Here is a 21,912-nt window from a genome sequence, read left to right on the forward strand (position 1 = left end):
GGGGTCAGATCACTCTTTCGGCAAGACCCGCAGTCGCAGGTCGCGGAGCTGTTCGTTCGTAGGCTCGCTGGGCGCGCCCATCATCAGGTCCTCGGCCCGCTGGTTCATCGGGAACATGATGACCTCGCGGATGTTGCTTTCATCCGCCAGCAGCATGACGATCCGGTCGATCCCCGCCGCGCAGCCGCCGTGAGGCGGCGCGCCATAGCGGAACGCCTTGACCATGCCGCCAAAGCGCTTCTCGACCTCGTCGCGACCATAACCGGCCAGTTCGAACGCCTTGAACATGATCTCGGGCTGGTGGTTCCGGATCGCGCCCGAAATCAGCTCATAGCCGTTGCAGGCCAGATCGTACTGGTAGCCCTTCACCGCCAGCGGATCGCCCGACAGCGCATCCAGCCCACCCTGCGGCATGGAAAACGGGTTGTGGGAAAAATCGATCTTCCCCTCGTCGTCCTTCTCGTACATCGGGAAATCGACGATCCAGGCGAACTTGAACTGGTTCTCGTCGGTCAGACCCAATTCGCGCCCGATCTCGTTCCGCGCCCGCCCCGCGACCGCTTCGAAGCTCTCGGGCTTGCCGCCAAGGAAGAAGGTGGCGTCGCCCTCGCCCAGGCCAAGCTGCTCGCGGATCGCCTCGGTCCGCTCGGGTCCGATGTTCTTCGCGATCGGACCGGCTGCCTCGGTCTGGCCGTCTTCACCCTTGCGCCAGAAGATATACCCCATCCCCGGCAGACCCTGCTGCTGGGCGAAGGCGTTCATCCGGTCGGCGAACTTGCGCGAGCCGCCCGTGGGCGCGGGGATCGCGCGCACTTCGGTCCCGTCCTGCTCGAGCAGTTTCGCGAAGATCGCAAAGCCCGAGCCGCGGAAATGCTCGCTCACCACCTGCATCTCGATCGGGTTGCGCAGGTCCGGCTTGTCACTGCCGTATTTCAGCATCGCATCCGCATAGGGGATGCGCGGCCAATCCGTGTCAACGCGGCGTCCGCTGCCGAACTCCTCGAACAGACCCTGCACGACCGGCTGGATCGCCGCGAACACGTCCTCCTGCTCGACAAAGCTCATCTCGACGTCGAGCTGGTAGAAATCGGTGGGCGAGCGGTCGGCGCGCGGGTCCTCGTCGCGGAAACAGGGCGCGATCTGGAAATAGCGGTCGAAGCCCGCGACCATGATCAGCTGCTTGAACTGCTGCGGCGCCTGCGGCAGCGCGTAGAACTTGCCCGGGTGCAACCGCGACGGCACCAGGAAGTCGCGCGCGCCTTCGGGGCTGGACGCGGTGATGATCGGCGTCTGGAATTCGGTGAAGCCGCTGTCCCACATGCGGTTGCGGATCGAGCGGATCACCTTGGACCGCAGCATGATGTTGCGGTGCAGGCTTTCGCGCCTCAGGTCCAGAAAGCGGTAAGCCAGCCGGGTCTCTTCCGGGTAATCCTGATCGCCGAAGACCGGCAGCGGCAATTCGTCCGCCGGCCCCAGAACCTCAAGTCCCGTCGCATAGACCTCGATCTCGCCCGTCGGCAGCTTGGGGTTCACCAGCGCGTCGTCGCGCTTCTTCACCCGGCCGTCGATGCGGATCACGGTCTCGGCCCGCAGACGTTCCATCGCGGCAAAGGCCGCACTGTCGCTGTCGGCGATCACCTGGGTCATGCCATAATGGTCGCGCAGATCGACGAACAGCACGCCGCCATGGTCGCGGACCCGATGGACCCAGCCCGACAGGCGGACCTCGGCGCCCGCGTCGGCGGCGGTCAGATCGGCGCAGGTATGGCTGCGATAGGCGTTCATGGCGGACCTCTTTCGTTCGACCCCCGCATGAACAGCGCCGCAAGGTCGAAGTCAACCGCTCAGAAAGGGCGCACCACGTTGCCGGTGTAGAAATAATAGCCCATGCCGACCGCGAAGATCACGTTCCCCGCAACCGCGTGCAGGACCCAGGCTGCGGGAAAGCCGCGCTGGACATAGGCACGGGCAAAGACCAGCCCGCCGGCGAAGGTCAGGATGGTGACGATCACGCTCCAGTACATCAGATGCGCGAAGCTGAAGATCGCCGCGTTGACCAGCAGCGCGACCCGCATGTCGGGAAACAGACTGCCGAAGCGATGGAAGAACAGCGGGCGGAAGATCAGCTCCTGCGGCAGGGCCGACAGCAGCGGATAAAGCGACCAGATCACCAGCATGAATTCGGGCCGGGTCCGCAGGATGCCGAACAGCGCACCGGGCCGGGTCAGCCACAGGATCGCGACCCCGGTGACCAGCGTCAGCACGGCGATCAGCGCGACCTCGCCCCACGGAATGCGCCGCCAGCCGCGAAACAGACTGCGCCATTCGAACCCGCCGGTGCGCCACAGCAGCACCAACCCGGCAAGCGAGAACAGGATCAGCGCGGTGAACATCTGGCGCGGCGGAAGAAACAGCGCAATGGCCAGCGGCGCCCCGATATAGAGCGCCGCGAACTCGGCCCAAAGCCGTCGCCGGCGGGTTAGCGGGACAGCCGGGCTTGCAACCATCGCGCCCAATCCGCGCTGGAGCCGGCAAAGGCGTTGATATCGACGTCTCCGCTGATGCCCGGCACGATACCGGTGCCCGTGTATTGCCAGAACGTCCAGCGCTGACCCGGATAGCGGGCCGAAGGATGGTCGGCGACCGAACGCAGCCAGAATTCGGCATTCATCGTGCCAAGCTGGTTGTCGGCGTAGAAGTCCACGGTCGTGTAGATGATCGGGCGCTGACCGTAATGCTGGGTCAGAAGCCGCATGAAGACCTCGGCCTGCTCCTTGATCTCGACCGAGGACGGGCGACGCGGACAGGTCCGCGAGTTGGTCCATTCAAGGTCTAGGACTGGCGGCAGCGCACCCCGTTCACGGGGCACGTTGCGGATGAACCACGCCGCCTGCTCGGCGCCGGAACGGCAGAAGTAATAGTAATGATAGGCGCCCCGCGGAATGCGGGCCGCGCCCGCCTCACGCCAGTAGCGCTGGAAACTGGGGTCGGAATGATCGCCGCCCTCGGTCGCCTTGATGAAGGCGAAGCTGACGCCGGAATTGCGGACGCGCGCCCAATCGATGTCACCCTGGTAGCGCGAGATGTCGATGCCGTGGACCTGATGGCCATAGGGGTGACCGCTGCGCCAGACATGCGGCTTGCGATCGCCAAGTTGGGGCACGGTGCCACCGACATAGACGGCAGGCCCGCCGCCCCGCGGCGGATTACGTCCACAACTTGCAGCCACCGCGACAAGCGCGATGGCCAGAATCAAACCGTTCAGAAATTTCATGCCGTCCCCGCCTGTATGGCCTGCCCGTTATCGTTTTGCTCGTTATCGCAAACGCGTGAGCGGAAGTCACCGGGCGGGGGCGGTCACGAAAGCGTCAGTTCGCGGGGGCGGGTTCCGCGTCGGGTGCGGTTTCAGCCGGCGTATCCTGCGAGACATCGGGCGTCGCAGCGCTGTCGGCCGGGGCCGGCTCCATGTCCACGTCGCTGGTGTCGGCACCGAAGACGAGGAAGGCGATGACTGCTGCCGCCAGCGCGACGATGATCGCGATGATGGCCGGCTTGTGGCGCTTGGCTTCCTTTTCGACGGGAAGGTCGGGTCTGTGGGACATGGGTCACTCCGCGTTTGGGTTCAAAGGACGAAACGCGGGGCCGTTTCGGTCAGTTCCGGTCGGGAACCATCTTGCCCGGGTTAAGAATGTTATGCGGATCGAGCGCGGTCTTGATCGCACCCATCACCTGCCACGCCTCGCCATGCTCGGCCTCCATCAGCCCGCGCTTGCCGATGCCGATGCCGTGTTCCCCACTGATCGTGCCGCCGACCGCCAGCGCACGTTCGGCCATGCGTCGCGCGACCTCCTTGGCCTGCGCGATCTCGTCGGCGTTTTCGGGATCGACCAGCAGCAGCGTGTGGAAATTGCCGTCGCCGACATGGCCCACGATATCGCCCAGGATCCCCGCCGCCTTCATGTCTTCCGCGGCCGCCGTCACCTGCTCGGCCAGCGCCGACATCGGGACGCAGACATCGGTGACGACGCCCGTCGCACCCGGCCGCAGCTTCAGCGTGGACTAGTAGGAATTGTGCCGCGCCTTCCACAGCCGGGTCCGATCCTCGGGCGTCGTCGCCCAGTCGAACCCCTGCCCGCCGCATTCGCCCGCCAGCTCGCCGAAGGTCGCGGCATCGGCCTTGACCGCGTCGGGCGAGCCGTGGAACTCGATCATCAGATGCGGCATCTCGGCATAGGTCGAGCCGATGTCCTGGTTGACCGCCCGCATCGCGACGCCGTCCATGAACTCGATCCGCGCCATCGGCACGCCGGCCTGCATCGTCATCTGCACGCAGGCGACCGCGCTTTCCAGATCGGGAAAGGCGCAGACCGCCGCCGCCGTCTCCTCGGGCTGACCATGCAGGCGCAGGGTCAGTTCGGTGATGATCCCCAGCGTGCCTTCGGAACCGACCATCAGCCCGGTCAGGTCATAGCCCGCGCTCGATTTCGCCGTCCGCGCCCCGGTCCGGATAACCCGCCCGTCGGCCAGCACCACCTCCAGCGCCAGCACGTTGCTGCGCATCGTGCCATAGCGCACCGCCGTCGTGCCGCTAGCCCGAGTCGAGGCCATCCCGCCCAGGCTGGCATTCGCGCCGGGATCGACGGGAAAGAACAGCCCCGTCGCGCGCAGTTCCGTGTTCAGCGCCTCGCGCGTGACGCCCGGCTGGACCACCGCCTGCATGTCTTCGGCCCGCACCGCCAGCACGCGGTCCATCCGGCTCATGTCCAGCGTGATCCCGCCATGGACCGCCAGCGCATGGCCTTCCAGCGATGTCCCCGTCCCCCAGCCGATCACCGGCACCCGCGCGTCGTTGCAGGCTGCCAGGATGGCCGACACCTCGGCCGTCGTTTCCGGCCAGGCGACCGCATCAGGCGGCGGGGCGCGATGAAACGTCTCGGACCCGGCATGCAGGTCCCGTTCCGCCTGCGCGGTCGAGAATCGCTCACCCAGCAGCGCCGAAAGCTGGGCGTGAAGCGCGTCGGGAAGGGGCATCGGGCACCTTTGTGCGGCGGAATGTCGCTGGCGCGCAAACTCGCAGCGCACGGGACGACTGTCCATCGCCGATTGCGCATGTCATAATTCATACACTTGAGGCGCATAGGATCGCGCGGCGACGAGACCGGAAATTGAAGACAAGGGCCTTATTTTCAATGGCAAAAGACGTGATCGGACCCGAGGTCCAGCAACTCGCCACGACGAATTGCTACACGATTGCACCCGGCCTTCGCGCCGAGTCGGCCGCCCTGTCCGACCGCGCTTACGTCACGCTGGTCACGAACGAGGACTACCTTCCCGGGGCCGAGGCACTGCTGCGCTCGCTGCGCCTGACCGGGGCGTCGGGCGATCTCGTCGTGCTGCACCGCCATGTCGGAGCCGCCGGCCTGACCCGCTTGCGCAGTCTCGGCGCGCGGCTGATCGCCTGCGACCTGCTGCCGACCTCGACCGGCTTCGACCGCACCCATGCCCGCGACGCGCTGCACGGTCGTGCCGCCTTCACGCGGGGCGAAAAGCCCGCCTTCCACACCCCGCTCGACAATTTCGTCAAACTGCGCCTGTGGCAGCTCGACTACGCCCGCTGCATCTTCATCGATGCCGACGCGCTGGTACTGCGCAATGTGGACAAGCTGTTCGATTTCCCCGAATTCTGCGCCGCGCCCAACGTCTATGACGGGCTGGACGGCTTTCACCGTATGAATTCGGGCGTCTTCACCGCGCGCCCCGATCCGGCGACCTTCGCCGCGATGCTGGACCGGCTGGACCGGCCGGGCGTGTTCTGGCGGCGCACCGACCAGACCTTCCTGCAGGACTTCTTCCCAGACTGGCATGGCCTGCCGATCCAGATGAACATGCTGCAATATGTGTGGATGAACATGCCCGACCTGTGGAATTGGGACGACATCCACATCCTGCACTACCAGTACGAAAAGCCGTGGTCCGACCATGCCAAGGCGCAGGCGCTGGCGCCGCTGATCGACCTCTGGCGCACCATTGCCGCAGGCGGACCGATCCCCGATCTCGGCGCGCAGGCGCGCCCTGCCGCCTAGGCGCATGCGCATCGCCCTGACCGGCGCCACCGGCATCGTCGGCGGCATCGTCCACCGCGCGGCCCGTGCCACGGGCCACGACGTCGATCCGCTGCCGGGTTATCGCCTCGGCGACACGCCAGACCTGTCAGGTCACGACGCGCTGATCCACGCCGCCTTCGCCCACGCCCCCGGCCGCTATCGCGGTGGCGAAGGTGACGATCCCGCAGCCTTCCGCGCGGCCAATCTGGATGGCACGATCCGGCTGTTCGACGCCGCGCGCCGCACGGGCGTCTCGCGCATCGTCTTCCTGTCGTCGCGCGCGGTCCATGACGGCCACCCGCCCGGCCTGCTGCCCGACGACCTGCCCCCTGCCCCGACCACGCTCTACGGCGAGGTCAAGGCGCTGGCCGAGGCGCATCTGGCAAGCCTCGGCCCCGGTGCCACCGCGCTGCGCGCTACCGGCATCTACGGGCCGGGCGCCGCGAACAAGTGGCGCGGCCTCTTCGCCGACTTCCTTGCCGGCCGCCCGGTCACCCCCCGTGTCGCCACCGAAATCCACGCCGATGACCTCGCCGCCGCGATCCTGTCGATCCTCGCCGCGCCCGCCCCGCCCGCGACGCTGAACGCTAGCGACCTCACGCTGGACCGCCACGACCTGCTGGCGGATGTCGCGCGTCTGACCGGCTGCCCTCATCGGCCGCCGCCGCGCGCCGATGCAAGCGGCCTTCGCATCCTCGACTGCGCCGGTCTGCGCGCCCTTGGATGGTGCCCCGGCGGCATCGACCTGCTGCGCGCGACGCTGCCCGCGATGCTGGACCCCAGCATCGATTCGTGATTCCGTCGCCCCAAGACAGGGGCAGACATGGACACGCGCGGGCAAGGCTGGCACCGAGATGGATGGCGTTATCTCAACGCCCGCAGCGCACGCGCGCTGGCGGTCATGCGGGACCGCGGCCCCAGCCAGGTCCAGTTCTGGCTGCTGGCACTGCTGATCGGGATCGGCGCTGGCTTTGCCGCGGTCGGCTTCAGACTGGGGATCGGCTGGATCCAGCGCGCGATCTACGGCGCCGACGACCTGACCATGGCCTCGACCGCCGTGTCGTTGCCGGCCTGGATCGTGATCCTCAGCCCGATCCTCGGCGGCCTTGCGGTCGGGTTGATCCTGCACCATTTCACCGCGGACGGCCGCGTGCGCGGCGTCAGCGACGTCATCGAAGGCGCGGCGCTGGAAGGCGGCCGGGTGGAAATCCGCGCCGGTCTTGCCTCCGCTGTCGCCTCGCTGATCACGCTCGGCACCGGCGGCTCATCGGGACGCGAGGGCCCGGTCGTCCATCTCGCGGGCGTTATCTCGACCGCGGTCGCACGCCGCATCAAGGCCAGCCCGATCACCGGGCGCGACCTTCTGGGCTGCGCGGTGGCGGGCGCGGTCGCCGCCAGCTTCAACGCGCCCATCGCAGGCGCGCTTTTTGCGCACGAAGTCGTGCTGCGCCATTTCGCCATTCACGCCTTCGCCCCCATCGCCATCGCGGCGGTCGCGGGCACCGTCATCAACCGCAGCCAGTTCGGCGGCATTACCGAGTTCGACCTGTCGCAGGGCACGGACCTCGCCTTCTATGTCGAATTGCCCGCCTTCATGATCCTCGGCCTTCTCTGCGCTCTGGTCGCCGCCGCAATGATGAGCGCGGTGTTCCGGGCCGATCAGGCCGCCAGCCACGTGATGTCGCGCACCGGTCTGCCCCGCTGGCTGCGCCCCGCCATCGCCGGTGCGCTTCTGGGTCTGATCGCGACGCAGTTTCCGCATATCATCGGCGTCGGCTATGAAACGACGGCGGCGGCGCTGTCCGGTCAGATCGGCTTCTGGGGGGCGGTGATCTTTGCCGGGGTCAAGGCGCTCGCCGTCGCGATCACGCTGGGCGGCCGGATGGGTGGCGGCATCTTCTCGCCCGCCCTCGTCATGGGCTCGCTGACCGGCCTCGCCTTCGGGATCGTGGCGACGGGCCTGCTGCCGGACGTGTCGGGCAACGTGAACCTTTACGCGCTGGCGGGGATGGGCGCGGTCGGCGCGGCGGTTCTGGGCGCGCCGATCTCGACCGCGATGATCGTGTTCGAGATGACGGGCGACTGGCAGACCGGGATCGCCGTGATGACCGCGGTGTCGCTGTCGTCCGCGCTGGCCTCGCGCCTGGTCCACCGGTCGTTCTTCCTGACCCAGCTTGAGAACCGCGACGTTCATGTCGCCGAAGGGCCGCAGGTCTGGCTGCCGCAGAAGATGCGGATCACAGCCGTCAGCCGCGGCCTCGAAGACGACGGCGCACCCCCGCAGGCGGTGCTGGTCGAGATGGTGCGCAAGGGCCGCGCGCTGACCGACGGGATGCGACTGCACGAAGCGCTGGCGGAGTTCGAGCGCACCGGCGCGGCCTTTTTGCCGGTGATCCGTCCGCCCGATACCGAAGAGACCGACAAGACCGAGCCGGAACTCACCGCGATCGTCTACCATGTCGATGCGTTGCGGGCGCTCAATCAGGCGTTGGCCGAAACCGCGGCCGAGGAACACGGCTGACGCCCTGCGCGACACCCCGCGAGAGGTCCGCGATCTGCCAAACCCTTCAAATCGAACGACTTATCACCGTCGAAGACATCCGGGCGCAGGCCGCGATCCGTTAACGATCCCCTAACCGCACGTCCGCAGCCTGTGTACAGGTTGTGTACAGCCTGTGTACGCGCGGTGTACGGGCTGTGACATGCCAAACCCAGCAAATGCTGGCCAAAATGGGGCAGCAGGTGTTGCGCTGTTGCGCATCACCGCACGCTGGTGTTGCCGTTCACGAAGGTTAAGAACGCCCCGCCTCAGCCGGTGCGGCGGACATTGTTCATCCCGAAGATCCGCGCCCGCTTCTTGGGATCGGGATCGAACAGCGCGGCCAGCTGTTCGGTCATCGCGCCGGCCAGCTGCTCGACATCGGTGATCGTGACCGCGCGCTGGTAATAGCGCGTCACGTCATGCCCGATCCCGATCGCCAGAAGCTCGACCTGCTTCTTGCGCTCGACCATCGCGATCACGTCACGCAGGTGTTTTTCCAGATAATTCGCGGGGTTGACCGACAACGTGCTGTCATCGACGGGCGCCCCGTCCGAAATCACCATCAGGATCTTGCGCACCTCTGACCGGCGCGCCAGCCGCCGATGCGCCCATTCCAGCGCCTCGCCGTCGATGTTTTCCTTCAGCAGGCCTTCCTTCATCATCAGCCCAAGGTTCGGCCTGACCCGCCGCCACGGCGCGTCGGCCCCCTTGTAGATGATGTGGCGCAGGTCGTTCAGCCGCCCCGGTTGCGCCGGACGGCCTTCCTTCAGCCATTCCTCGCGCGCCTGCCCGCCTTTCCACGCCCGCGTGGTGAAGCCCAGGATCTCGACCTTGACCGAGCAGCGTTCCAGCGTCCGAGCCAGAACGTCCGCGCAGATCGCCGCGATGGAAATCGGCCGCCCCCGCATCGAACCGGAATTGTCGATCAGCAGCGTCACCACCGTGTCGCGAAATTCCGTATCCTTTTCAACCTTGAAGCTCAGTGGCGTCGTCGGGTTCGCGACCACGCGCGCCAGCCGTCCGGCGTCCAGAACACCCTCTTCCTTGTCGAATTCCCAACTGCGGTTCTGCTGCGCCTGAAGCCGCCGCTGCAGCTTGTTGGCCAGCCGGCTGACCGCGCCCCGCAACGGATCGAGCTGCTTGTCCAGATAGGCGCGCAGCCGCTCCAGCTCGGCCGGTTCGGCCAGATCCTCGGCACGGATCTCCTCGTCCCATTGCTGGCTGAAGACCTTGTAATCGGCGCTCGCCTCGCTGACCGGCGGCGGCGTTTCAGGCGGGGTGTCGGCTTCGGGCATCTCGGCCTCGTCCGCCATTTCCTCGTCGGACATGTCGTCCATCGAGACCTGCGCCTGCTTCTCGTCCTGCTCCTGCTCCTGGCTCTGCTCGGGGCTGGCCTCGGCGTCTTCTTCCTCGTTCTGCTCGCGGGACTGGTTGTCGCCGGCTTCCTCGTCCTGCTCGGCGCTTTCGTCCGCGTCGTCATCCTCGGGCTGGTCGGGATCCTCGCCCAGCTGGTCGCCGTAGCCCAGATCGTCGATCACCTGCCGCGCCATCCGCGCGAAGGCGCTCTGGTCGGCCAGCACGTCGTCGATCCGCTCCAGCGTGCCGCTGGCCTGCTGTTCGACGAACGGTCGCCAAAGATCGGCCACATGCTGCGCGCCGGGCGGCAGCGCGCGCCCCGTCGCCGCCTGCCGGACGATCAGCCCCGCCGCCACCGCCAATGGTGCGTCGGACGCCGCCTTGATCTGACTGTAGCCCTTCTTCTCAGCCTCTGCCCCGATCCGCGCGTCGATGTTGGACAGCGCACCGGGCATGTCGCGCGCACCCAAGGCCTCGCAGCGCGCCGTTTCCATCGCCTCGTAAAGCTCGCGCGCCATCGGTCCGGTCGGGGCATAGCGCGCATGTGTCGAGGGGTCGTTGTGGCGCAGCTTCATCGCCAGCGCGTCGGCGGTTCCCCGCGCCAGCAGCACCTCGTCCCGCGTCATCCGGCGGCTCACCTGCGGCAGGCGCATCTGGTCGCCGGAAACCCCCGACGGATCGGCCGAAAAGGTCACGTTCAGATCGTGATCCTCGGCCAACGCACGAGTTGCCTCGGTCAATGCCTTCTTGAACGGATCGGCGGGGTTGTCGGTGGTTTTCATGCCTTTCATAGACCATCAACGCCCGGGTGAGACAAGGGGCGCCATCCCGCCCCGCCCCGTGGTCCCGTTGATATTTCCGAAGCAGCGAAACCCCCGGCAGTGGCGGCCGTTACCTTTCCTGAAAGAGGTGATTCATGACCGACGAAACCACGCCCGATCCGATTTTCCGCAGCGGAGCGCTCCACGATCCCGATCTGCCGCGACCCGAGTTTCCTGCGCAGGAGCAAGCTTGGCCCGGTCTTGCCGCCGACATGCAGCCCCGTCCCGACCACGGTGAGAAAAGCTACCGCGGGACTGGGCGTCTGGCCGGCAAGCGCGCGCTGATCACCGGCGGCGACAGCGGCATCGGAGCGGCAGTTGCCATCGCCTATGCGCGCGAGGGCGCCGACGTCGCCATCAACTATCTTCCGGACGAGCAGAAGGACGCCGACACGATCATCGACCTGATCAAGGCCGAAGGCCGCACGGCCGTCGCCATCCCCGGGGATATCCGCGACGAGGACTTCTGCAAATCGCTGGTGCGGCAGGCTGTCGAGGGGCTGGGCGGCCTGGATGTGCTGGTCAACAACGCAGGCCATCAGCAATTCTGTGAGGATCTGACCGATCTCAGCACCGAATCCTTCGATGCGACCATCAAGACCAACATCTACGCGCCCTTCTGGATCACGAAGGCTGCTTTGCCGCATATGGAAAACGGCGCCTCGATCATCATGACGGCCTCGGTTCAAGCCTTCTCGCCGTCCGAGATTCTGGTCGATTACGCGCTGACCAAGGCGGCCAACGTCGCCTTCGCGCGTTCCATGGCGAAACAGCTTGCGCCCAAGGGCATCCGCGCCAATGCGGTCTGTCCGGGCCCCTACTGGACGCCATTGCAGGTTTCGGGTGGTCAGCCCACCGACGCTGTGCAGACCCATGGCAAGAAGGCGCCCCTCGGTCGCCCCGGTCAGCCGGTCGAGATCGCCCCGATCTACGTGCTTCTCGCCTCGGACGAGGCGAGCTACATCACCGGCGAGTATTTCGGCTCGACAGGTGGCAAGGGGCTGTGAACCTCGCGTGCTGGCGGCTTACCCCGCCAGCACCGCGGCGCTCTCCGGCAGTTCCTCGTCGAACAGCCGCTGATAGAATTCCGCGACCGTCTCGCGTTCCAGCTCGTCGCACTTGTTCAGGAACGTCAGCCGGAATGCATAGCCCAGGTTGTTGTCGAAGATCCGCGCGTTTTGCGCCCAGGTGATGACCGTCCGCGGCGACATGACCGTCGACAGATCGCCTTGCATGAAGGCGGTCCGCGTCAGGTCGGCAAGCGTCACCATCTGGTTGATCGTCTTGCGGCCCTTTTCGGTGTTGTAGGTCGGGTTCTTGGCGAGAACGATCGCGGCCTCTGCGTCGTGGCTCAGATAGTTCAGCGTCGTCACCAGCGACCAGCGGTCCATCTGTCCCTGGTTGATCTGCTGGGTGCCGTGGTACAGGCCGGTCGTGTCGCCCAGACCCACAGTGTTCGCCGTCGCGAACAGCCGGAAATAGGGGTTCGGCGTGATGACCTCGTTCTGGTCCAGCAGCGTCAGCTTGCCGTCGGTTTCCAGGACACGCTGGATCACGAACATCACGTCTGCGCGACCGGCATCATACTCATCGAACACGATGGCGGTCTGGTTGCGCAGCGCCCAGGGCAGGATGCCTTCATGGAACACCGTGACCTGCTTGCCGTCGACCAGCTTGATCGCGTCCTTGCCGATCAGGTCGATCCGGCTGACATGACTGTCGAGGTTCACCCGCACGCAGGGCCAGTTCAGCCGTGCCGCGACCTGTTCGATATGGGTGGATTTCCCTGTGCCATGATAGCCTTGGATCATGACGCGCCGGTTGTAGGCAAAGCCCGCGAGGATGGCGAGCGTGGTGTCGGCATCGAACTTGTAGGTGCTGTCGATGTCGGGCACGCGGTCGGTCCGCTCGGCGAAGCCCTTCACCTTCATGTCGCTGTCGAGGCCGAAGACTTCGCCCAGATCGATCTCTTCGGTCGGTTTCGCAGTCGGGTCGAGATCGGCCATCATGGTTCCTTTCCTCGTGTCAGTGGCTTCAATCGCGCATTCGCCCGGCGACTGCAAGGCGGGTGGCCCTGGCGCCGGATTGACCTGCCGCACAAGCCGGGAATAGGGTACGCGCAAGATCGAACGAGGAACCGAGTGGCCCACCGGACGCATAGCGAATTGGAGGCGATGATCGGGCGCATCGCGCTTCGCGACCGCGCGGCCTTCGACCGGCTGTACGATGCGACCTCTGCCAAGCTGCATGCGGTCTGCCTGTCGGTGCTGAAGGACCGGCCCGAGGCGGAAGAGACGCTGCAGGAAGTCTATATCCGGATCTGGAATTCGGCTGGCAGCTACGCCTCGAACGGATATTCGCCGATGACGTGGCTCATCACCATCGCGCGCAACCGCTCGATAGACAGGCTGCGCAAGCGTCAGAACCGGCCGCAGGCAGCGCCGGTCGATGCCGCCGAAACGATCCCCTCGCAGGCGCCCGGTCCCGAAGCCCTGGCGCTGCGCGCCCAGCAGCGCGCGCTTCTGGCCGATTGTCTGGCGCAGCTGGAAGACCGTCAGGCCGACGCGGTGCGCGCGGTCTATCTGGAAGGCGCCGCCTATGCCGAGATCGCCGAGCGTGAAGGCGCGCCCTTGAACACCGTCCGCAGCTGGCTGCGCCGCAGCCTGCTGAAACTGAAGGAGTGCGTCAGCCGATGACCGATGCACCCGCTTCCCCACCGATCCCGCTGACGCCCGAGGAGGAATCCCAGGCCCTCGCCGCCGAATACGCGCTCGGCCTGCTGGAGGATGCCGAGCTTGAAGCGGCTCAGGCCCGTGTCGCCACCGATCCGGACTTTGCCGCGATGGTACGCGAATGGCATGAACGTCTGGCCTCGCTGGCGGACGAACTGACCCTTGTGATGGCCCCGGCCCGGGCCAAGGTGATGATCGACCGCGCGCTTGGGCACACGCAGATCCCCGAATTGCAATCCGAACCGCGCAGCCCGGGGGGCCTGATGCGCTGGTTCTGGGGCGCGATCGCGGCGGCCGCCGTCGTCGCCACCATCATCGTGGTCCCACCGATGCTGCGCGACGACATTCCGGCAGGCTTCCAGCCCGAATTCGCGACGGACATCGTCGCGGGCGATGTCGGCCTGCAGGTCCATGCCGGGATCGATGCGGACGACCGCACGATGGTCGTGGTTCTGGAAGAGGGCAGCATCCCGGAAGGCCGCGACTACGAGATCTGGTGGCTGGAATCCGAAACGGCAGAGCCGGTCTCGCTGGGGCTGCTGCCCCGCAGCGGTACGATCAGCTTCCCGATGCCGACGGGGACCGAACCTCAGGCCGGCCCTGTGATCGCGCTGACGGACGAACCCGAGGGCGGCTCACCCACCGGACTTCCGACCGGTCCGGTCATCGGTTCCGCTGCTCTCGTCCCCGTGAGTTGATTTAACGCAACTTACTCGCATCGCTTGCGTTGTTAGGCTCAGCGAAGGCCGAACCGAGCCTTCGTCCTTAACAGGAGGACACTCAATGCAATTCCGTACCCTCGCGAAAGCCCTCGCAACCGTTGCAGCCACCGCCATCGTTGCGCCGGCTGCATTTGCCCAGAACACCATGGTCGGCGGCGCCGAGATGATGCCCAGCATGACCATCGTGGAAAACGCGTCGAACTCGGCCGACCACACCACGCTCGTGGCTGCCGTCAAAGCTGCCGGCTTGGTTGAAACGCTTTCGGGTGAAGGTCCCTTCACCGTCTTCGCGCCCACCAACGCAGCGTTCGAGAAGCTGCCGGAAGGCACCGTCGAAGACCTGCTGAAGCCGGAAAACAAGGATCAGCTGACCAAGGTTCTGACCTGCCATGTCGTCGCGGCGGACGCGATGTCGCCGGCCATCGGTCAGATGATCGCCGATGATGGCGGTGCGCACCCGGTCGAAACGCTGGGCGGCTGCATCCTGACCGCCTCGATCCGCGAATCCGACAACGCCCTGCAGCTGACCGACGAAAACGGCAACGTCGCTACGGTGACGATCCCGGACGTCGATCAGTCGAACGGCGTCGTCCACGTGATCGACACGGTGATGCTGCCCGCGATGTGATCGCGACGCGACCTTAGCCAGATTGACGCCCGTGCTTCCGGCACGGGCGTTTTTTCATGTCATACCGCATTTCGCTGAACCGGACTTGCCTGACCGGCGTTCGGCGGTCAGGGTCGGAAAACATGAGCTTGGAGCGGGTGGATGAGCGGACTGATCGCGCTACTGGATGACGTGGCCTCGATCTCGAAGGTTGCTGCGGCCTCGATCGACGATGTTGCGGGGCAGGCTGCCAAGGCGGGCGCGAAGGCTGCGGGCGCGTTGATCGACGACGCGGCGGTCACGCCCAAATACGTCCACGGCTTCGATGCCAGCCGCGAGATCCCGATTGTCTGGAAGATCGCGCGAGGCTCGATCTTCAACAAGCTCGTGATCCTCTTGCCGGTCGCGCTGCTGCTGTCCGCCTTCGCACCGTGGCTGATCCCGCCCCTTCTGATGCTGGGCGGGGCCTACCTTTGCTACGAGGGCGCTGAGAAAGTCGCACATGCCTTTGGCTGGGGATCTGACGCCCATTCCAGCGAGAAGCATACCGATCCGGTGGGCGAAGGCGCGGCCCTTGAAGAACAACGCGTTGCCGGTGCGATCAAGACCGACTTCATCCTCTCGGCCGAGATCATGACCATCGCGCTGTCGACGATCCCGCTGGAGGATACACTGGTCATGAAGGCCGTCATCCTGGCCGTGGTCGCGATCGGGATCACCGTGGTCGTCTACGGTTCGGTCGCGCTGATCGTAAAGGCGGACGACGTTGGCGTGCATCTCGCGACGGAACGCAGCGGCGCGCTGGCGGCGCTCGGCCGGGGCATCGTCAAGGTAATGCCCGGCTTCATGAAGACGCTGACCATCGTCGGCACCGCCGCGATGATCTGGGTTGGCGGTCAGATCATCGTCCACGGTCTGCACGAGTTGGGTCAGCACCAGCCCTACGAGTGGGTTCACCATCAGGCAGAGGCGGCAGCCCACGCGCTGCCACAGGTCGCCGGTCTGGCCGCCTGGGCCACGACTGCCTTTTTCGATGGAATCCTTGGGCTGATCCTTGGGCTGATCCTGATCCCCATCGTCGCGCGGATCGTGAACCCGCTGCTGGGTGCAACGATCCTGCCCCTGATCGACTCCGTGAAAGGGCTTTTCGGAAAGCGCGAGAAGGCGTGAAAACCCGACGTCAGCGCGATCCTCGGCCGCGTTGACCGTTCGGTCAAAGCCTGTCACATTTCCTTCACGAGAAGGTCGCAGTTCTGTCACCGGGCCACGCTAGACCCGCGTCGTCACCTGCAACCTCATAGGGGAGGACGTCATAACATGAACCACATCGCAACCGGCGCGACGATCGCGCTGGCCCTTTCGGCCGCATCCGCGCAGGCCCAGACCGAGATCCAGTGGTGGCACGCCATGGGCGGCGAACTGGGTACGAAGCTTGAAGAAATCGTTCAGGGCTTCAACGACAGCCAGGAAGAATACACCGTGGTGCCGTCCTACAAGGGCACCTACCCCGAGACGATGACGGCCGCGATCGCCGCCTTCCGCGCGAACGAACAGCCCGCCATCGTGCAGGTGTTCGAAGTCGGCACCGGCACGATGATGGCCGCCGAGGGCGCGATCGTCCCGGTCTACCAACTGATGGAAGACAACGATGTCGCCTTCGATCCGCAGGCTTTCCTGCCGCAGGTCGTGGGTTACTACACCGACACCGACGGCAACATGCTGTCGATGCCGTTCAACAGCTCGACCCCGATCTTCTACTACAACAAGAACGTGTTCGAAGCGGCGGGCCTCGATCCCGAACAGCCGCCGGAGACCTGGGCGCAGGTTGAAGAGTTCTCGAAAACCATCATGGATTCGGGCGCGGCGACCTGTGGCTTCACCTCGGACTGGATCAGCTGGATCCAGACCGAAAACCTCAGCGCGTGGCACAACCAGCCGATCGGCACCGAAGAAAACGGCTTCGGCGGGCCGAGCGTGCGCCTGACCGTCAACGGTCCGGTTCAGGTCAAGCATTGGGAAAACTTGAAACGCTGGGCTGACGAAGGCATCTTCAAATATGGCGGCCCGGTCGGCGGCGACAACGCGCGGCCGATGTTCTACACGCAGGAATGCGCGATGGTCATGGCATCGTCGGCCAGCCGCGCGGGTATTCTGGCGAACGCACAGGAATTCGAGGTCGGCTTCGGCATGCTGCCCTATTACGACGATGTCGAGGGCGCGCCGCAGAACTCGATCATCGGGGGCGCCACGCTGTGGGTCCTGTCGGGCAAGTCGGACGAGGAATATGCGGGCGCCGCAAAGTTCTTCGAATACCTGTCGTCCCCCGAGGTTCAGGCGGACTGGGCGTCCTTCTCGGGCTACCTGCCGATCACGCAGGCCGCGGGTGACCAGATGGCCAGCTACTTCGAGGAAAATCCGGGTGCCGATACCGGCCTGCGCCAGATCACGCTGAACGAGCCGACCGAGAACTCCAAAGGTCTGCGCTTTGGCAACTATGTCCAGATCCGCGGCATCATCGACGAAGAGTTCGAACAGATGCTGGCAGGCTCGAAAGACGCGCAGGGCGCGCTGGACAGCGTCGTCGAACGCGGCAATCAGCTGCTGGAAGAATTCGAAGCTCAATCCCAGTGACATGAACCGGGGCCGCGTCACCTGCGCGGCCCCTTTTCACACACGACCGGACATCCGATGAAGCGCACCATCTTCAGCAACCAACTGCTGCCCTGGCTTCTGCTGGCACCGCAGCTGGCCATCACCTTCATCTTCTTCCTGTGGCCCGCGGCCCAGGCGATCCGGCAAAGCTTTCTGCGAGAGGATGCGTTCGGCATCAACACAAGCTTCGTCGGTCTCGCGAATTTCGAGGCGTTGTGGAATTCGTCCCAATACCTCAATTCGCTGAAGGTCACCGCGATCTTCGCCGTTTCCGTCACCGTACTGTCGATGGGTGCCGCGTTGCTGCTGGCCATCGCCGTCGACCGGATGATGAAATCGACCCGCCCCTACACCACACTGCTGGTCTGGCCTTATGCGGTTGCGCCAGCGGTCGCAGGGATCCTGTGGTGGTTCATCTTCAACCCGACCATCGGTGTGCTGCCCTACGTGATGGACAGGTTCGGCTATGACTGGAACCACGTCTCGAACCCTGGACAGGCGATGACCCTGGTCGTGATCGCCAGCGCCTGGAAGCAGATCAGCTACAATTTCCTGTTCTTCGTGGCCGGGCTGCAGGCAATCCCGGCATCCATGCGGGAAGCGGCCGCCATCGACGGCGCCGGCCCCGTGCGGCGCTTCTTCGACATCACCCTGCCGCTTCTGTCGCCGACAACCTTCTTCCTGCTGGTCGTCAACATCGTCTATTCGATGTTCGAGACCTTTGCGGTCATCGACGCCACGACCGAAGGCGGCCCCGCGCAAGCGACCAACATCATGGTCTACAAGGTCTATTTCGACGGCTTCGTGGGCCAGAATATCGGCTCGTCCGCCGCGCAGTCGGTCGTGTTGATGCTGATCGTGATCGCGCTGACCGTGATCCAGTTCCGCTATGTCGAGAAGCGGGTGGAGTATTGAGATGATCGAGAACCGCCCCGGCCTGAACGCACTTGCCCATCTGGTCCTGATCATCGGCGTCGTCGTCGTGGCCCTGCCCGTCTGGGTCGCCTTCGTCGCCTCGACCCACACCGCAACCGATTTCATGTCCGGCACCGTCCCGATGTGGCCCGGACCGCATCTGGTGGAAAACTATTCCAGGATGCTGGATGCTGGCGTCTCGACCTCTGGCACGCCGCCCGTTGCGCGGATGATGTTCAACTCGCTGGTGATGGCGCTGGCGATCGCGATCGGCAAGATCGCGATCTCGATCCTGTCGGCCTTTGCGATCGTCTATTTCCGCTTCCCGCTGCGCGGTCTCGCCTTCTGGTGCATCTTCGTGACGCTGATGCTGCCGGTCGAGGTGCGTATCGTGCCGACCTTCCAGGTCGTCGCCGGGCTGGGCCTGCTGAACAGCTATGCGGGCCTGTCGATCCCGCTCATCGCGTCGGCAACCGCGACGTTCCTGTTCCGGCAGGTGTTCCTGACGATGCCGGACGAACTGGTGGAAGCGGCGCGGATCGACGGTGCGGGGCCCATGAAATTCTTCCGCGACATCCTGCTGCCGCTGTCGCGCACAAACATGGCGGCCCTGTTCGTCATCCTCTTCATCTATGGCTGGAACCAGTATCTGTGGCCGCTGCTGGTGACGACGGATTCCAGCTATTACACCATCGTCGCGGGCATCAAGCGCATGGCCGACGCGGTGGACGGCCTGCCGCAATGGCATCTTGTGATGGCGACTGCGGTACTGGCGATGATCCCGCCCGTCGCGGTGGTGATCGGAATGCAGAGGCTGTTCGTCAAAGGCCTCGTCGAGACGGAGAAGTAAATTGGCATCGATCACCCTCGATAACGTCGGCAAGGTCTATCCGGGCGGCACCCGCGCGATCGGCGACGTCAGCCTAGACATCGCGGACGGCGAGTTCATCGTCCTCGTCGGCCCGTCGGGCTGCGGCAAATCCACGCTGCTGCGCATGGTTGCCGGGCTGGAATCGATCACCGAAGGCGAAGTCCGTATCGGTGACCGCGTCGTCAACGAGATCGAGCCGGCCGATCGCGACATTGCGATGGTGTTCCAGAACTACGCGCTCTACCCGCACATGTCGGTGCGCCAGAACCTGGAATACGGGCTGAAGAACCGTCGCACGCCCAAGGCCGAGATCAACCGCCGGGTCGAGGAAGCTGCGGGCATCCTGCAATTGGCGCCCTATCTGGATCGCAAGCCCCGCGCCCTGTCCGGCGGTCAGCGCCAACGCGTGGCGATGGGCCGCGCCATCGTGCGCGAACCAGCGGCCTTCCTGTTCGACGAGCCACTGTCGAACCTCGACGCCAAGCTGCGCGTCGCAATGCGGCTGGAGATCAAGGAATTGCAGCGCCGGCTGTCCACGACCAGCCTTTACGTCACTCACGACCAGCTCGAGGCGATGACGCTGGCTGACCGGCTGGTGGTGCTCAACATGGGCAAGGTGGAACAGATCGGCACCCCGCTTGATGTTTATCGCAAGCCGGCCTCTGCCTTTGTCGCGGGCTTCATCGGCAGCCCCGCGATGAATCTCGTCCCCGCCCGCGCGGTTCCGCGGCTGCCGGGCAGCGCCCATGCAGGTCTTCTGGGGTTCCGCCCCGAGGATCTGGTGATCGAGCCTGACGGCCCCATCGCGATGAAAATCACTGCGGTCGAGGAGCTGGGCGCCCAGCGTCTGGTGCATGGCGAGGTCGGCGGTGAGCCGATGACCGTGACCATGTCACCGCAGGCGGAACTGTCCGACATGGTTCACATGTCCCTGCCTGCGCAGGCCCTCCACCGATTCGACGAAAAGTCCGGACGACGGCTCGACTGACGGTGCTGACCGAACGCCGACTTTGAACTGACGGCAAATGTTCCCCTTTTGTTCAAATGCTCGGTTGTGCTAGGGTGAGCCTCCGCAAGCGAGAGGATTCGAACCATGTGTCTTTCCGGCTGCCCTCATCCGCTGAACTGCATCGTGCCGCCGCACATGCTGCGCGTGCTGGCGCTGCGCGGCGACGACAAGATGGCCGACATGGCCCGAACCCTGCTGAAGCAATCCGAAAAGCTGCGCGACGACCGCTCGGACCATGCGACGCCCCCCGTCGAACCGCCGGCGCGGGGTGAGGTCGCGGCGTTGACGCGGCGATCGTCAGGAACGCGTGAGCGTTCGCCCTTTTCGCCCGACCGCCGGATCCATGACGGTGAACATCGGGCCACCCTGCCGGGCAAGCTCGTCCGTGCCGAGGGTGATCCCGAGACCGGTGATGCCGAGGCCGATCTGGCCTACGACGCCGCCGGAGTCGTGTTCTCGCTTTACGCCGATTGCTTCCAGCGCAACTCGCTCGACGGGAACGGCTTGCCGCTGATCGCGACGGTGAACCACCGCCGGAACTACAACAACGCCTTCTGGGACGGCAGCCAGATGGCCTACGGTAACGGCGACGGCAAGCTTTTCCGCAGCTTCATCGACCTGTCGGTCATCGCCCACGAAATGGCGCATGGCGTGACCCAGCATTCCGGCGGGCTGATCTACGAAGGCCAGTCAGGCGCGCTGAACGAAAGCATGTCGGACGTCTTCGCCGCGATCACCGTTCAGCGCCACCTGGGTCAGAGCCCGGCAGAGGCTGACTGGATCATCGGCGGCGGCATCCTGGCGCCCGGCATCAACGGCGTCGGTTTGCGCAGCATGAAGGCGCCCGGGACAGCCTATCGCGACGATCTGCTGGGTCAGGACCCGCAGCCCTATCACATGGATTTCTACCTTTCGACGCCCGACGATCACGGCGGGGTTCACATCAATTCGGGCATCCCGAACCATGCCTTCTATCTGTACTGCCAGTATCTGGGCAGTCCGGCCTGGGAAAAGCCCGGTCAGATCTGGTACCGCGCGCTGCAGGAACTGAACAATCCGCTTGCCACCTTCGCCGAATGGTCCGAAGCGACAGCGACCGCCGCAATCGAGCTTTATGGTCTAGGCAGCCACGAGGTGACGATGCTTCGGCGCGCCTGGAAGCTGGTCGGCCTGCCCGCCTGAGGCCTCGACGAACGAAACCTGTCCAAACGGCGATCTTGCCCGGATCGGCGTCCGGCCCTATCTTTTGCGCGATGAGTTGCGCAGCGGCCGGATGCATTGCCATGATCATTGAAATCTCGTCCAGCGGCGGCTTCGGCGGGATCGCCGTGCCTGCGATGAACACGCGGATCGACGTGGACCGGCAAAGCGCCTCGATGCAGAAGGAAATCTGCGAGTATTTCGAACCGCAGGATCTCGACCGTCTCGCCCGCGCCAAGGCACCTGCGCGGGGCGCCGACATGATGACCTACGAAATCCGGGTGATCGACCGTCAGTCCGGGCAGCATGTCTATCGCCTGCGCGAAGATCAGATTCCGCCCGAAATGCTGGATCTGCTGGATTCTCTGCGCGACGGCTAGG

The 21,912-nt window shown here is 65.3% G+C and carries 20 protein-coding genes and 1 pseudogene; 14 read left to right on the plus strand and 7 right to left on the minus strand.

Annotated features, from left to right (window positions below; all coding sequences use genetic code 11):
* Nucleotides 1–9 precede the first annotated feature (9 nt).
* The 5 genes and pseudogenes from aspS to MLD63_RS12265 form a co-directional block, all read right to left on the minus strand.
* The gene (aspS, locus tag MLD63_RS12245; protein ID WP_255330194.1) at nt 10–1,785 is read right to left on the minus strand and encodes an aspartate--tRNA ligase; all 1,776 of its coding nucleotides are present in this window, start codon (nt 1,783–1,785) and stop codon (nt 10–12) included.
* A gap of 59 nt (nt 1,786–1,844) precedes the next feature.
* Complete coding sequence (locus MLD63_RS12250; protein ID WP_255330195.1) at nt 1,845–2,507, minus strand: CPBP family glutamic-type intramembrane protease; 663 nt, start codon at nt 2,505–2,507, stop codon at nt 1,845–1,847.
* Nucleotides 2,480–3,274, minus strand: a complete 795-nt coding sequence (locus MLD63_RS12255) for a glycoside hydrolase family 25 protein (protein ID WP_255330196.1) — start codon at nt 3,272–3,274, stop codon at nt 2,480–2,482. Before MLD63_RS12255 ends, MLD63_RS12250 begins: the two co-directional genes overlap by 28 nt.
* Nucleotides 3,275–3,368: 94 nt before the next feature.
* The gene (locus MLD63_RS12260) at nt 3,369–3,602 is read right to left on the minus strand and encodes a hypothetical protein (protein WP_255330197.1); all 234 of its coding nucleotides are present in this window, start codon (nt 3,600–3,602) and stop codon (nt 3,369–3,371) included.
* 49 nt (nt 3,603–3,651) lie between these two features.
* Nucleotides 3,652–5,031: pseudogene (locus tag MLD63_RS12265) on the minus strand (FAD-binding oxidoreductase).
* Nucleotides 5,032–5,189: 158 nt separating this feature from the next.
* Between MLD63_RS12265 and MLD63_RS12270 the strand changes: the two are divergent.
* The 3 genes from MLD63_RS12270 to MLD63_RS12280 are packed head-to-tail and all read left to right on the plus strand — an operon-like array spanning nt 5,190 to nt 8,625.
* Nucleotides 5,190–6,083: a glycosyltransferase gene (locus MLD63_RS12270; RefSeq protein WP_255330198.1), complete on the plus strand. Its 894-nt coding sequence runs from the start codon at nt 5,190–5,192 to the stop codon at nt 6,081–6,083.
* Nucleotides 6,084–6,087: 4 nt separating this feature from the next.
* Nucleotides 6,088–6,900 (plus strand): NAD-dependent epimerase/dehydratase family protein, encoded by an 813-nt coding sequence (locus MLD63_RS12275; protein ID WP_255330199.1) that lies wholly within the window; start codon nt 6,088–6,090, stop codon nt 6,898–6,900.
* A 27-nt stretch (nt 6,901–6,927) separates the two neighbouring features.
* Entirely contained in the window at nt 6,928–8,625 is a 1,698-nt protein-coding gene (locus tag MLD63_RS12280) for a chloride channel protein (protein ID WP_439957660.1), read from the plus strand.
* 287 nt (nt 8,626–8,912) lie between these two features.
* On the opposite strand, the gene cobT is transcribed toward MLD63_RS12280, so the two are convergent.
* Nucleotides 8,913–10,784, minus strand: coding sequence for a cobaltochelatase subunit CobT (gene cobT / locus MLD63_RS12285; protein ID WP_255330200.1), 1,872 nt, complete (start codon nt 10,782–10,784; stop codon nt 8,913–8,915).
* A 134-nt stretch (nt 10,785–10,918) separates the two neighbouring features.
* On the opposite strand from cobT, the gene MLD63_RS12290 reads away from it, so the two are divergent.
* Entirely contained in the window at nt 10,919–11,830 is a 912-nt protein-coding gene (locus MLD63_RS12290) for an SDR family oxidoreductase (RefSeq protein ID WP_255330201.1), read from the plus strand.
* An 18-nt stretch (nt 11,831–11,848) separates the two neighbouring features.
* Here the strand turns inward: MLD63_RS12290 and cobS are convergent, their stop codons facing one another.
* Nucleotides 11,849–12,829: a cobaltochelatase subunit CobS gene (gene cobS, locus MLD63_RS12295; RefSeq protein WP_255330202.1), complete on the minus strand. Its 981-nt coding sequence runs from the start codon at nt 12,827–12,829 to the stop codon at nt 11,849–11,851.
* 135 nt (nt 12,830–12,964) lie between these two features.
* On the opposite strand from cobS, the gene MLD63_RS12300 reads away from it, so the two are divergent.
* From MLD63_RS12300 to MLD63_RS12345, 10 genes are all read left to right on the plus strand, one after another.
* Entirely contained in the window at nt 12,965–13,519 is a 555-nt protein-coding gene (locus MLD63_RS12300) for a sigma-70 family RNA polymerase sigma factor (protein ID WP_369697004.1), read from the plus strand.
* A complete protein-coding gene (locus MLD63_RS12305; protein ID WP_255330203.1) occupies nt 13,516–14,253 on the plus strand; it encodes an anti-sigma factor in 738 nt (245 codons plus the stop codon). The genes MLD63_RS12300 and MLD63_RS12305 overlap by 4 nt, the downstream gene beginning before the upstream one ends.
* An 85-nt stretch (nt 14,254–14,338) precedes the next feature.
* Nucleotides 14,339–14,905: a fasciclin domain-containing protein gene (locus tag MLD63_RS12310; protein WP_255330204.1), complete on the plus strand. Its 567-nt coding sequence runs from the start codon at nt 14,339–14,341 to the stop codon at nt 14,903–14,905.
* A gap of 141 nt (nt 14,906–15,046) precedes the next feature.
* Nucleotides 15,047–16,054: a DUF808 domain-containing protein gene (locus MLD63_RS12315; RefSeq protein WP_255330205.1), complete on the plus strand. Its 1,008-nt coding sequence runs from the start codon at nt 15,047–15,049 to the stop codon at nt 16,052–16,054.
* Nucleotides 16,055–16,201: 147 nt separating this feature from the next.
* Nucleotides 16,202–17,515 carry a sn-glycerol-3-phosphate ABC transporter substrate-binding protein UgpB gene (gene ugpB, locus MLD63_RS12320; RefSeq protein ID WP_255330206.1) on the plus strand — a complete coding sequence of 438 codons (1,314 nt, stop codon included), beginning with the start codon at nt 16,202–16,204 and terminating at the stop codon, nt 17,513–17,515.
* Between the two features lie 57 nt (nt 17,516–17,572).
* Nucleotides 17,573–18,451 carry a sn-glycerol-3-phosphate ABC transporter permease UgpA gene (gene ugpA / locus MLD63_RS12325; protein ID WP_255330207.1) on the plus strand — a complete coding sequence of 293 codons (879 nt, stop codon included), beginning with the start codon at nt 17,573–17,575 and terminating at the stop codon, nt 18,449–18,451.
* Nucleotide 18,452: 1 nt separating this feature from the next.
* Complete coding sequence (gene ugpE / locus MLD63_RS12330) at nt 18,453–19,301, plus strand: sn-glycerol-3-phosphate ABC transporter permease UgpE (RefSeq protein ID WP_255330208.1); 849 nt, start codon at nt 18,453–18,455, stop codon at nt 19,299–19,301.
* A gap of 1 nt (nt 19,302) precedes the next feature.
* A complete protein-coding gene (locus MLD63_RS12335; protein WP_255330209.1) occupies nt 19,303–20,310 on the plus strand; it encodes a sn-glycerol-3-phosphate import ATP-binding protein UgpC in 1,008 nt (335 codons plus the stop codon).
* A gap of 105 nt (nt 20,311–20,415) precedes the next feature.
* Nucleotides 20,416–21,513 (plus strand): M4 family metallopeptidase, encoded by a 1,098-nt coding sequence (locus MLD63_RS12340; RefSeq protein WP_255330210.1) that lies wholly within the window; start codon nt 20,416–20,418, stop codon nt 21,511–21,513.
* 101 nt (nt 21,514–21,614) lie between these two features.
* Nucleotides 21,615–21,911, plus strand: coding sequence for a protealysin inhibitor emfourin (locus MLD63_RS12345; RefSeq protein WP_255330211.1), 297 nt, complete (start codon nt 21,615–21,617; stop codon nt 21,909–21,911).
* Nucleotide 21,912 lies beyond the last annotated feature (1 nt).

It is taken from the genome of Paracoccus albicereus (assembly GCF_024359525.1).
Taxonomy (GTDB): Bacteria; Pseudomonadota; Alphaproteobacteria; order Rhodobacterales; family Rhodobacteraceae; genus Paracoccus; species Paracoccus albicereus.

Excerpts from the sequence above, each read along its gene's own strand:
- MLD63_RS12280 (WP_439957660.1), top strand. The coding sequence starts at position 6,928 with ATGGACACGCGCGGGCAAGGCTGGCACCGAGATGGATGGCGTTATCTC.
- MLD63_RS12345 (WP_255330211.1), top strand. The coding sequence starts at position 21,615 with ATGATCATTGAAATCTCGTCCAGCGGCGGCTTCGGCGGGATCGCCGTG.
- MLD63_RS12250 (WP_255330195.1), bottom strand. The coding sequence starts at position 2,507 with ATGGTTGCAAGCCCGGCTGTCCCGCTAACCCGCCGGCGACGGCTTTGG.
- MLD63_RS12275 (WP_255330199.1), top strand. The coding sequence starts at position 6,088 with ATGCGCATCGCCCTGACCGGCGCCACCGGCATCGTCGGCGGCATCGTC.
- cobT (WP_255330200.1), bottom strand. The coding sequence starts at position 10,784 with ATGAAAACCACCGACAACCCCGCCGATCCGTTCAAGAAGGCATTGACC.
- MLD63_RS12305 (WP_255330203.1), top strand. The coding sequence starts at position 13,516 with ATGACCGATGCACCCGCTTCCCCACCGATCCCGCTGACGCCCGAGGAG.
- MLD63_RS12270 (WP_255330198.1), top strand. The coding sequence starts at position 5,190 with ATGGCAAAAGACGTGATCGGACCCGAGGTCCAGCAACTCGCCACGACG.
- cobS (WP_255330202.1), bottom strand. The coding sequence starts at position 12,829 with ATGGCCGATCTCGACCCGACTGCGAAACCGACCGAAGAGATCGATCTG.
- MLD63_RS12255 (WP_255330196.1), bottom strand. The coding sequence starts at position 3,274 with ATGAAATTTCTGAACGGTTTGATTCTGGCCATCGCGCTTGTCGCGGTG.
- MLD63_RS12290 (WP_255330201.1), top strand. The coding sequence starts at position 10,919 with ATGACCGACGAAACCACGCCCGATCCGATTTTCCGCAGCGGAGCGCTC.
- aspS (WP_255330194.1), bottom strand. The coding sequence starts at position 1,785 with ATGAACGCCTATCGCAGCCATACCTGCGCCGATCTGACCGCCGCCGAC.
- ugpB (WP_255330206.1), top strand. The coding sequence starts at position 16,202 with ATGAACCACATCGCAACCGGCGCGACGATCGCGCTGGCCCTTTCGGCC.
- MLD63_RS12315 (WP_255330205.1), top strand. The coding sequence starts at position 15,047 with ATGAGCGGACTGATCGCGCTACTGGATGACGTGGCCTCGATCTCGAAG.
- MLD63_RS12260 (WP_255330197.1), bottom strand. The coding sequence starts at position 3,602 with ATGTCCCACAGACCCGACCTTCCCGTCGAAAAGGAAGCCAAGCGCCAC.
- ugpE (WP_255330208.1), top strand. The coding sequence starts at position 18,453 with ATGATCGAGAACCGCCCCGGCCTGAACGCACTTGCCCATCTGGTCCTG.
- MLD63_RS12340 (WP_255330210.1), top strand. The coding sequence starts at position 20,416 with ATGTGTCTTTCCGGCTGCCCTCATCCGCTGAACTGCATCGTGCCGCCG.
- MLD63_RS12310 (WP_255330204.1), top strand. The coding sequence starts at position 14,339 with ATGCAATTCCGTACCCTCGCGAAAGCCCTCGCAACCGTTGCAGCCACC.
- ugpA (WP_255330207.1), top strand. The coding sequence starts at position 17,573 with ATGAAGCGCACCATCTTCAGCAACCAACTGCTGCCCTGGCTTCTGCTG.